This window comes from Micromonospora sp. NPDC023966 (assembly GCF_040639095.1).
GTDB lineage: Bacteria > Actinomycetota > Actinomycetes > Mycobacteriales > Micromonosporaceae > Micromonospora.
This window is the reverse complement of sequence record NZ_JBEZZJ010000043.1, coordinates 45,196-55,205: the sequence shown is the minus strand read 5'-3', so window position 1 is coordinate 55,205 and position 10,010 is coordinate 45,196. Positions and strand designations below refer to the sequence as shown.

The window sequence follows — 10,010 nt, the reverse complement described above, 5'->3', positions numbered from 1 at the left end:
CGGGCAGGGCCAGCACGGCCGACTCGACGAAGAGGCCCTCCGCGGCTGGCAGCCCGAGCCGCTTCTTGACCAGCCCGTAGCCGGCGAGCCGCGCCGGGACGCGGGGCTGCCGGTTCGCCGCTGTCCCGGGACCACGACGGTGTCCGGCCGCGCCCTCCCCGGCTGCGACCGGCCACCGTGTCCGGGGGTCCGTCAGTACGAGTAGCCCGAGTCCCCACCCGAGTCACCCGACGCCGGCGGGGCGACCGCCTTCGGGGTGCCGGTGGGCAGGCAGGTGAGGTTCTTCTTGCCGTTCGGGCTCACGACGAACCAGGTGCCGCCGACGCCCTGGCCCTTCCACTGGCCCGGCTTCTTGTCCCCGATGTAGCGGTAGACCGGCCAGCCCCCGATGGTGATCTGCCGGGTGCCGTCCTGGCGGGTGACGGTGCCGACCTTGTCGTCGGAGACCCCCTGGAGCTGCGGGTTGCCGTCGGTCAGCGCGGGCGGCCAGACCTGGGCGCACTTGTCCACGCAGTTGGACTGCGGCGGGTCGGCCGAGTCCTTGTCGAACCGGTACAGCACCCAGCCGTCCTGGTCGGTGACGACCTGGCCCATCCGGGGCAGCTTCTTGCCGACCAGCTCGTCGGTGAGCTTCACGTCGGACGGGGGCGCCTTCTCGACGGCGGGCGCGTCCGGGGACGCGGAGGCTTCCGGTTCGGCCGACGCGGTGGGTTCGGCCGCGGCGACGGCGACCGGCTCGGCCGCGCTCGAGTTCGCCCCGTCGTAGCCCGCGGGGGCGCAGGCCGTTAGTGCGACCATCGCGCTCGCGACGATGACGGTCGTCCGCTTCAGGTGTGCCACGTGCCCTCCTCGTTCTTGGCAGTTCGCCGAGTAGTACGGGCGGTGCGCTGTCAAGGTTGAAGAGAAAAGGGTGCTCCATTTCACAGTGGATCCGTTGAACCGATCCGGTCGCCGGCGCGTACGGGAGCACGGCGGGTCACGATCCCCGGGCACGACGGAACGGCGCCGGGCGGTGTCGCTGCCCGGCGCCGGCGTTCCGGCGGGATCAGAGGTCGTCCACCGTCACCAGCGGGCTGGCCACACCGTTGACGTCGACCGACTGCACCTGGATCTTCTCGATGTCCTTGAGCGGCGCCGAGGTGGAGGCGCTCAGCTCCAGCGGCAGCTGGTTGGTGTTCGTGCCGTAGCCGCCGCCCGGCACCGACCAGGTGGAGACCACCTCGCTGGTGGCGTTCTTCCGGACCACCACGAGCCGGCAGGTGCGCGGCCCGGGCAGCCGGGTGAGCTGGAGGTCGATCTGGGTGCCGTACTCCTTCGACGCCAGCCACATGGTGGTCTTCACGCCGGTGCCGGGGTCGACCGCGTTGTGCTGGTCGCCCTCCTGAGCAGTGCCGTTGCCGACGCCGGGGTCGTTGGGGTCGGACGGCTCGCCGCTCGGCGGCCCGGTGACGGGCGCGGTCAGCGTCGGCTCCGCCTGCGGGATCCGCTTCCCTTCGTCGCCGTCGAACCCCCCGGCGGCGGCGACGCCGCTCAGGCCGCCGAACACCACCACGGCCGCCGCAGCGGCCAGCATCTGCCGCATCCGGGTCCGCCGCCGGTCGCGGCGGACCGCCATGAGGGTACGGTCCAGCAGCGCGGGATCGGTGTGCGTCTGCTCCAGCGCGGCCATCGCCTCGCCGTCGATGCCGGAGAGCATCCCCACCACCGGGACCATGGTCTCCAGCTCCGCCGCGCACGCCCAGCAGGTGGCCAGGTGCTCCTCGAACCGCTCCGCGTCCTGCGGATCCAGCACGCCGAGCGCGTACGCGGCGACGTCCATGTGGTCCGCGCGGCTCATTCCGTCACCCCCCTCTCCTGCAGAGCCGTGCGCAGCGCGCGCAGCGCGTAGTAGACCCGCGACTTCGCGGTGCCGAGCGGAAGGCCCAGCTCCTCGGCCGCCTCGGGCACGGTACGCCCCCGGAAGTACGTCGCCACCAGGATCTCCCGGTGGGACTGGCTCAGCGTACGCAGCGCGTCCGCCACCGTCATGGTGCGCAGCACCCGGTCGGTGCTGTCCGCCTCGGCGAACGCGGTCAGGTCCCGGTCGTAGGCCTCCGCCGGGCGGGCCTGCTCGCTGCGGTGCTCGTCGATGGCGATCCGCCGGGCCACCGTGACCAGCCACGGGCGCAGCGAGCCCTGGCCCTGGACGCCCAGCCGGTGCGCGTTGCGCCAGGCCCGCAGCAGCGTCTCCTGCACGATGTCCTCGGCGCGCTGCCGGTCCCCGCCGGTCAGCCGCATCACGAACATCAGCAGCGGCCCCGCGTGCTCGGCGTACAGCAGCCGGATCAGCTGGTCGGAGTGGCTGGCCTCGGCGGACGTCGCCTGGTGGCGTCCGGGCGCCGGTCGCGGCGTCACCGGGTCATTCTGGCGATCCGAGGGGCGGGCGTCGAGCCCTCGACCCGACCTCGACGCGCGCGACTGGGGCTGTGCCCGGGCGAACATCCACTCGGGCCTCGCCACCTCGCCGTGCCAGCCGGCCGCCACCGCATGCATGAGACCTCCGCTGTCCAATGACGTCAGCCGACCCCCCACGGGCATGGCCGCCCGGTGGTACGGACCGGCCCGCCGAGCGGATCAACGCCGGACGGAAAAAATTCCGGGCGGGGGTGGGGTGGAGTCGGTGGCGTCGGCGTCGTGGACCACCGGGACGCCCCCGGCGAACCGGTCCAGCTCGGCGCCGGCCAGCACCCGGCCGGGGAACCAGTCGCCGGCGGCCCGCCGGGTCAGCTCCGGCACCGGCGGCTCCACTCGGGACGCGACCAGCACCAGGTTGCCGTAGCGCCGGCCGCGCAACACCGCCGCGTCACCGACCAGGCAGGCCCGGGGCAGCACGGTGCGCACCGTGGCCACCTGCCCGCGGGCGTGCCGCAGCGGCGGGCCGTCGGCGACGTTCGCCAGGTAGCAGCCGTCGGGCCGGAGCACCCGGGCCACCTCGGCGGCGTACTCGACCGAGGTCAGGTGGGCGGGGGTGCGGGCGCCGGCGAAGACGTCCGCGACCACCACGTCGTAGCTGCCGTCGCGGCTCGACGTCAGGGTGGCCCGGGCGTCGGCCACCCGGACCCGCAGCCGGGGGTCGGCCGGCCAGGGCAGCTCCCGCCGCACCAGGTCGACCAGCGCGCCGTCCACCTCGGACACCCGCTGGGTCGAGCCCGGGCGGGTGGCCTGGACGTAGCGGGGCAGGGTGAGCGCGCCGCCGCCCAGGTGCAGCACCCGCAGCGGCGCGCCGGCCGGTGCGACCAGGTCGATCGCGGCGGCCAGCCGCCGGACGTACTCGAACTCCAGGTGGGTGGGATCGGTGAGGTCCACATGCGACTGCGGGGCGCCGTCGAGCAGCAGCGTCCAGGAGCCCGGCCGGTCCGGGTCGGGCACCAGCTCGGCCTGCCCGGTGTCGACCTGCGCGACCGCCCGGTCCGCGCCGCGTCGCCGGCCCATCAGCGCCGGATCCCCCGGGCCGCCGCGGTGAGCACCCGGTGCAGCAGCCGGGCGTCGCCGAGCATCCCGCGCAACCGGCGCTCCAAGCCGGCGATCGGGATCAGGTTCTGCGGGGCGCGCGGATCCTTGTACGGGGTGGAGGCGAACCGGGGCAGCGTGACCAGGGACAGGTCAGCCAGCTCGATCGCCTCGGCCTCGGTCAGGTCGGCGGAGCACTCCACCCGCACGATGCCGGCCCAGGGCGCGCCGCCGGCCACCGGCAGCCGCAGGTACCAGGAGTAGCCGCCCCACGCGGTGCCCAGCCGGAACACCGGGCAGCGCTGCCCCGGGGCCAGCCCGGTGACCACCGCGGTGAGCCGGCCGTCCAGGTACTGGCTGTGCTGGGTCTTGATGTAGCCGAGGGTGCGGGGCAGGTTCCGCCGGCTGCGCAGCGGCCCGTCGACCACCAGCAGGTCGCCGTCGGTTCGCACCGCGTCGGAGACCGCCACCTCCAGGGCGGTCAGCGGGCCCTGCACGGCGGCGGGCAGCTTGCTCAGCTCGCCGGTGCCGCTCACCCGGTGCACCGGGTAGCGGATCGCGCCGGCCACCACGTCCTGCGCCGACGGGCTGGCGGTGAACAGCCCCCGGCCGACCCGGGCTCCGGCCAGCTCCGCCGCGCCCCGCTCCAGGTCGCAGCGGACCACCCCGGCGGCGTACGAGGCGGCGATGCCCGGGAACGAGGCGCCGTCGTCCTCCGCCGTCCACACGCTGGCGTCGATCCGCCGCACCCCGTCGACCAGCAGCACCACGTGCGGGGTCGCGACGTCGCGCCGGACGTCGACGGCCCTCCAGTCGGTGGCCGGCAGTTCGACGTCGGCGTCGACCTGGGCGCTGCTCGGCGCCGCCGGCCCGCCCCCGCCGGCCGCCTCGAACGACGCCCCGTACGCCGGGTCCCACGCGTCGACGAAGAACCTCGTCACAGGGCCGCCCTTCTCACGCTCACAGGCCGGTTCGTTCCACGCGGGCGGTGCGGGCGTCCTTGCGGACCTCGAAGCGGACCGGGATCCGCTCGGCGAGCGCCGGCACGTGGGTGACCACGCCGACCATCCGGTCACCCCGGGCCGCCAGGTTCTCCAGGGTGGCCGCGACCGTGTCGAGGGTGGCCGCGTCCAGCGTGCCGAAGCCCTCGTCGAGGACGATCGACTCCAGGCTGGCCGCGCTGGTGGACATCCCGGCGAGCTGCTCGGAGAGCGCCAGCGCCAGGGCCAGCGACGCCTGGAACGTCTCCCCGCCGGACAGGGTGCGCACCCCGCGCCGCAGCCCGGCGTCGTGGTGGTCGACCACAGAGAACTCGCCCTTGTCGTGCACCAGGTCGTACTGGCCGCCGGAGAGCTCGCGCAGGATCCGCGAGGCGCCGTCGACCAGCAGGTCCAGGGCCTCGGCCAGCAGCCAGCGCTCGAAGTTGTTGGCCCGCAGGTGCCCGGCGAGGGCGCGCGCCACCCGCGCCTCCCGCTCGTGGCCGGCCCGCTGCTCGCGCAGCTCGGCGGCCTGCTCGCGGCGTTCCTCCAGCCGGCGCAGCTCCGCCTCGGCCCGCTCGACCGCCACGGCGGCGTCGCGCTGCGGGTCCTCCGGCGCGGCCAGCCCGGCCGCGTCGAAGAGCCCGCCGATCCGCTCCGCCACCCCGCCCGCCGCGGCCTCGGCGGTGTCGACGGCGGCGGCCAGCCCGGCCCGGTCGGCGCGCCGCCGCCCGGCCTGCTCACCGGCCCATTCGGCGAGGGCCGTCCAGGCGGCGGCCACGTCGTCGCGGTCGGCGGCCGGCGGGCCGAACCGGGCCAGCCCGTCCCGGGCGGTGTCGAAGTCGCGCCAGGCCCGGCGCAGGCGCTCCTGCGCCCCGTCGAGGCCGGCGCGGGCCCGGCGGGCGGCGTCCCGGCCGGCGCGCACCGCGACCGCCGCCTCCTCCAGCGCGCGGCGCAGCCGGGCGTGCTCGGCCAGGGACGCGCGCAGCGCCTCCGGCGGGACGGTGTCGGCGAGCTGCGCGTCCAGCTCGGCCAGCCGGGCCCGGACCTGGTCGTGCTCGGCCCGGGCGCGTAGCAGCACCCGGTCCAGCTCGCGGGCGGCCGCGTCGCGCTCCTGCACCACCCGCTTGGCGGCCTCGCTGGCCGTCCGGGCCGCCTTGCCGGCCGCGAGCGCCCGGGCCACCGCCGACCCCTTCGGCACGGCCGGCACCCGGGGGACGGGCTGCTCGCAGACCGGGCAGGGGGCGCCGTCGACCAGGTGCGCCCGCAGCGCCACGGCCTGGTCGGTGGCCTTCGCCTCCTCGTGCGCCCGGAACGCCGCCTCCAGCTCGGCCTCGGCCCGCTCGGCGTCGGCCCGGGCCGCGGCGAGGGCCCCGGCCGCCGCGTCGTGCTCGGCCTGCGCCGCGTCCACCGCAGCGCGGACCGCCGCCGCGTCGCCGGTCAGTTTCTCCCGGTCGGCGTACGCCCTGAGCTGGAGGCGCAGCGCGCTCTCGTCGCCGGCCGCGGCCAGTTCGCCGCGCAGCTTCTCCTCGCGCTCCTCGGCCAGGCCGACGGCGGTGACCGCCTCGTCGGCGGCGGTGCGCGCGGCCGCCACGGCCCGGGCCAGCTCGGCGATCCCGTCCGGTGGCCGTACCCCGGCCAGCACGGTCAGCTCGCCGTCGAGCGCGGCGAGGGCCGCCGCCTGCTCGCGCGCCGTCGCCCGCGCTCGCTCCAGCTCCGGTACGGCCGCCGCGACCGCCCCGGCCAGCCCGCGCATCCGGTCGGCCCGCTCGCGGGCGGCGGCAAGGCTCTCCTCGTCGATGTCGGCGAGGCCGCCGAGCATCTTGTCGACCGTCTCCAGCTTCGCCTCGGCCTGCCCGGCGCGCTCGGTGGCCTTCTTCTGCACCTCCTCGTAGACGCCCAGCCCGAGGAGGTTGACCAGGATCTGCTGCCGGGTGGCCGGCTTGGCGTGCAGGAAGTCGGCGAACTGCCCCTGGGGCAGCACCACGCAGCTGGTGAACTGCTCGTAGGGCAGGCCGACCGCGTCGAGCACCGCCTGCTCCATCTCGGCCGGGGTGCCGGCCACCACCTCGCCCAGGTCCTCGGGGCTGAGCCCGGTGTCGAGCTTGGTGATGTCGAACCCGGGCGGCATGAGCTGGAGCCCGGCGTTGGCGGTCTTCACCGTGCCCCGGCCGTCGCGGCGGACCACCCGGGTGGCCACGTACCGGTCGCCGGCGGACTCGAAGACCAGCCGCACCCGCGCCTCGGTGGCGGACGGGGCGAGGGCGTTGGCCAGGCCCCGGGTGCCACCCCAGCGGGGCACCGTGCCGTAGAGGGCGAAGCAGATCGCGTCGAGCACCGTCGACTTGCCCGAACCGGTCGGCCCGACCAGCGCGAAGAAGTCGGCGTCGGTGAAGTCGACGGTGGTCTCCTCGCGGAAGACGGTGAAGCCCGCCATGTCCAGCCGCATCGGCCGCATCAGTGATCGACCTCCTCGAGCAGCTCGTCGAAGAGCTCCTGGACGCCGTCGTCGGCGTGGCCCCGGCTGCCCAGGTAGTCGGCGAACAGCTCGCGCGGCGAGCGGCCGGCCCGCTGGGCGGTGCGGGTGCCGGTGCCCGGTGCGGGCACCAGCTCCGGGTCGATCCGGATCTCCAGGGCGCGGGGGAGCAGTTCCTGCACCTCCTCGCGCAGGCCGGCGCGGGGCTGCTCGCGGACGTAGACGCGCAGCCAGCCCTCGGGCGCCTCGATCTCGGCGAGCTGGGCCAGCGTGCCGCGGACCGTGCGCAGCGGGACGGCCCCGGGCACCGGCACCTCCCGGATCTGCGCCGCGGTCGTCGCGGTCACCTCGACGATCGTCACCGAGCCGATGTTCTCCTGCTCGCCGAAGTCGACGGCGAGCGGGCTGCCGCTGTAGCGGATCGGGCAGGGGCCGATCACCCGCTGGGAGCGGTGCAGGTGGCCCAGCGCCACGTAGTGCGCGTTGCCCGGGAAGACGGTGGCCGGCACGGCGTAGCCGAGCACCGTGTGCGCGTCGCGCTCGCCGCCGCCGGTGCTCGCCCCGACCACGGTGAGGTGGGCGGTCACCAGGTGCACCCGATCCGGTTCGCCGAACCCCTCGGCCAGCCGGGCGAGGACCCGCCCGAGGTGGTCGGCGTAGGTCTGGTTGGCCTCGGCGGGGGTCAGCTCGTACATCTCCACGGCCCGCACGGCGTAGCGCTGGGAGAGGAAGGGCAGCGCGGCGACCTGCCAGCGCTCCCCGTCGCGGGTGGCGCCGTCGATGACGTGCTCGGCCGGGTTGTCCCGGACGCTGCCGCGCAGCGTGATGCCGGCGGCCTCGGCCCAGGGGCGCAGCGCGTCGAGCGCCGCGCCGTTGTCGTGGTTGCCGCCGATCGCCACCACGTCGGCCCCGGTGCGGCGCAGCGCGGTCAGCGCCCGGGTGACCAGCCGGGTCGCCTCCGGGGTGGGCGCGGCGGTGTCGTAGAGGTCGCCGGCCACGATCACCAGGTCGGGCCGCTCGACCCGGGCGATCTCGATCACCTGGGCGAGCACCTGCTTGTGCTCCTCGGCCCGGGACTGCCCCTTGAGGACCTTGCCGACGTGCCAGTCGGAGGTGTGCAGGATCTTCATGGTCAGCCCTCTAGAACGGGATGTCGTCGTCGGCGGTGCCCGAGCCGACCACCGCGAACGGGTCGGCCGCCTGGGTGATCGAGCGCAGCGTCTCCGAGGGCGCCCGGCCGGCCTCGGAGACCCGGGTGGCCCAGGCGGGGAAGGGGAACTCCAGGCAGAGCGGGACCGGGATGTCGGGCTGGTTGACGAACATGGTGCCCGGCTTGGCCAGCAGGGCCCGCTGGCGCTGGGCGGGTGGGAGGAAGCCGTATTCCGGGCGGGAGGCCTCGGCCGGGTCGAGCCGGCCGACCACCCGGACCGCCGAGTTGGTGACGATCCGCCGCTCCACCTCGCTGGCGGTCTGCTGGGCGCCGACCAGGATCACCCCGAGCGAGCGGCCCCGCTCGGCGATGTCGAGCAGCACCTCCTTGATGGGGGAGGAGCCCTCCCGGGGGGCGTACTTGTTGAGCTCGTCGAGGACGACGAAGAGCAGCGGCTTGGCAGTGCCGGCCTTCTCCTTGCGCTCGAACTCGCTCTTGAGCGTCACACCGACCACGAAGCGCTGCGCGCGGTCCGGCAGGTTGTGCAGGTCGACCACGGTGACCTGGGCGGACTCGGCGGTGTTGATGGAGTGCGGGCGGCGGGTGGCCAGGTCGCCCCGGATCAGCCGGCCCAGGTCCTTCTTGCTGCCGATCAGCCGGCGGGCGAACGCGTTGACCGTGCCCAGGCCGACCGCGCTGCCCGCCCAGTCGCTCCGGGTCTCGTCGTCGTTGAGCTGCTCGACGACGTGGTCGACCAGGTCGGCGTAGGAGCCCAGCCGGACCCCGTCGATGCTCACCCCGCCGTCGGCGGGCTGAGCGTATCGGGCCAGGTGGGCGGCGACCGAGTGCACGACCATCGTGTACTGCTGCCGCTCGTCGTCGGCGTCGGCGAAGACGTAGGGCAGCAGGCGGTCGGCGCAGAACTCGCTCAGCGTCCAGTAGAAGCTGTCCACCCCGGTGAGCCGGCTGCTCACGTCGGGCGTGCCGGAGGAGTCGCCGACCCGGGGCGGGGCGTAGACCCGGACGTCGGGGAAGGCGCCCGCGTCGAGCCCGAGCTTGGCGTAGCCGGCCCGGGTGGCGTCGTCGAGCCGGGTGTTGGGGTGGTCGAGGAAGAGCAGGTCCTCACCCTTGACGTTGAAGATCAGCGCCTTGGCGTTGACCGCGTCGCCGCCGAGCACTCCGGAGCGGAAGACCGAGTAGAGCAGGAAGGTGGCGAAGCTGGTCTTGGTGGCCACGCCGGAGATGCCGGAAATGGAGACGTGCGCGCCCCGGGTGCCGTCGAGGAAGTCGGCGTTGAGGTAGACCGGGACGCCGTCGCGGCCCATGCCCATCGGGATGCGCCGCTCCATCCGGTCGAAGTGCAGCGCCCGGGCCCGGGCGTCGCCCTCGGCCCGGTGCACCACGGCGCCCGGGGTGGGCGGCACGTAGAACTCCGGGTCGACCCGGGTGGTGGTGATCTCGGCGGCCTCCTGCACCTGGGCCGGCAGGGTGCCGTCGGCGATGGCGAACACGTCGGAGTCGAACTGCGCCCCCTCGTGCCGGGCGCGCACCTGGGTGACCACGCCGGCGATGGTGACCGGCTCCCGGTCGGGCAGCTCGCGGCGGGTCACCACGACGTCGTCGAGCTGGAGGTAGCTGCCGGGGGCGACCGCGGTCCAGAAGGTGAGCGGGGTGGCGTCGGCGGTGCCGAGCACGCGGCCGACCCCGTCGCCGGGGCCGTCGAGCAGGTCGTCGGTCATCGGCTGTCTCCGGTCGGCTGGTCGTCCCGTTCGCGGCGCACGTCGTGCATCCTGCCCGAGGGATGCGACAGGTTGCCACGCGACGCGGCGGACGACACCTCGCCGGTCCGCCGACCCTGCGCAGCGGGACCGCCCGCTGACTCTCCGTACGCTCCGGTCGGCCATTCCGGCACCGCCGG

At 75.3% G+C, this 10,010-nt stretch carries 8 protein-coding genes; all 8 read right to left on the bottom strand.

Translation table 11 applies throughout. From position 1 onward, the window contains the following. Positions 1-192: 192 nt before the first annotated feature. On the bottom strand, positions 193-840 hold the full coding sequence (locus tag AB0F68_RS31790; protein ID WP_357344951.1) for a hypothetical protein: 648 nt from the start codon (positions 838-840) through the stop codon (positions 193-195). Between the two features lie 205 nt (positions 841-1,045). Beyond that, on the bottom strand, positions 1,046-1,837 hold the full coding sequence (locus tag AB0F68_RS31785; RefSeq protein ID WP_357344949.1) for a zf-HC2 domain-containing protein: 792 nt from the start codon (positions 1,835-1,837) through the stop codon (positions 1,046-1,048). Next, on the bottom strand, positions 1,834-2,532 hold the full coding sequence (locus AB0F68_RS31780) for a sigma-70 family RNA polymerase sigma factor (protein WP_357344947.1): 699 nt from the start codon (positions 2,530-2,532) through the stop codon (positions 1,834-1,836). The genes AB0F68_RS31785 and AB0F68_RS31780 overlap by 4 nt, the downstream gene beginning before the upstream one ends. Before the next feature lie 81 nt (positions 2,533-2,613). Then, positions 2,614-3,471, bottom strand: coding sequence for a fused MFS/spermidine synthase (locus AB0F68_RS31775; protein ID WP_357344945.1), 858 nt, complete (start codon positions 3,469-3,471; stop codon positions 2,614-2,616). After that, on the bottom strand, positions 3,471-4,430 hold the full coding sequence (locus AB0F68_RS31770; protein WP_357344943.1) for a hypothetical protein: 960 nt from the start codon (positions 4,428-4,430) through the stop codon (positions 3,471-3,473). Before AB0F68_RS31770 ends, AB0F68_RS31775 begins: the two co-directional genes overlap by 1 nt. A 19-nt stretch (positions 4,431-4,449) precedes the next feature. Beyond that, positions 4,450-6,924, bottom strand: a complete 2,475-nt coding sequence (locus tag AB0F68_RS31765) for an SMC family ATPase (protein WP_357344940.1) — start codon at positions 6,922-6,924, stop codon at positions 4,450-4,452. Beyond that, a complete protein-coding gene (locus AB0F68_RS31760) occupies positions 6,924-8,072 on the bottom strand; it encodes an exonuclease SbcCD subunit D (RefSeq protein WP_357344938.1) in 1,149 nt (382 codons plus the stop codon). Before AB0F68_RS31760 ends, AB0F68_RS31765 begins: the two co-directional genes overlap by 1 nt. 10 nt (positions 8,073-8,082) lie before the next feature. Beyond that, positions 8,083-9,831 carry an ATP-binding protein gene (locus AB0F68_RS31755; RefSeq protein WP_357344936.1) on the bottom strand — a complete coding sequence of 583 codons (1,749 nt, stop codon included), beginning with the start codon at positions 9,829-9,831 and terminating at the stop codon, positions 8,083-8,085. Positions 9,832-10,010: the final 179 nt, after the last annotated feature.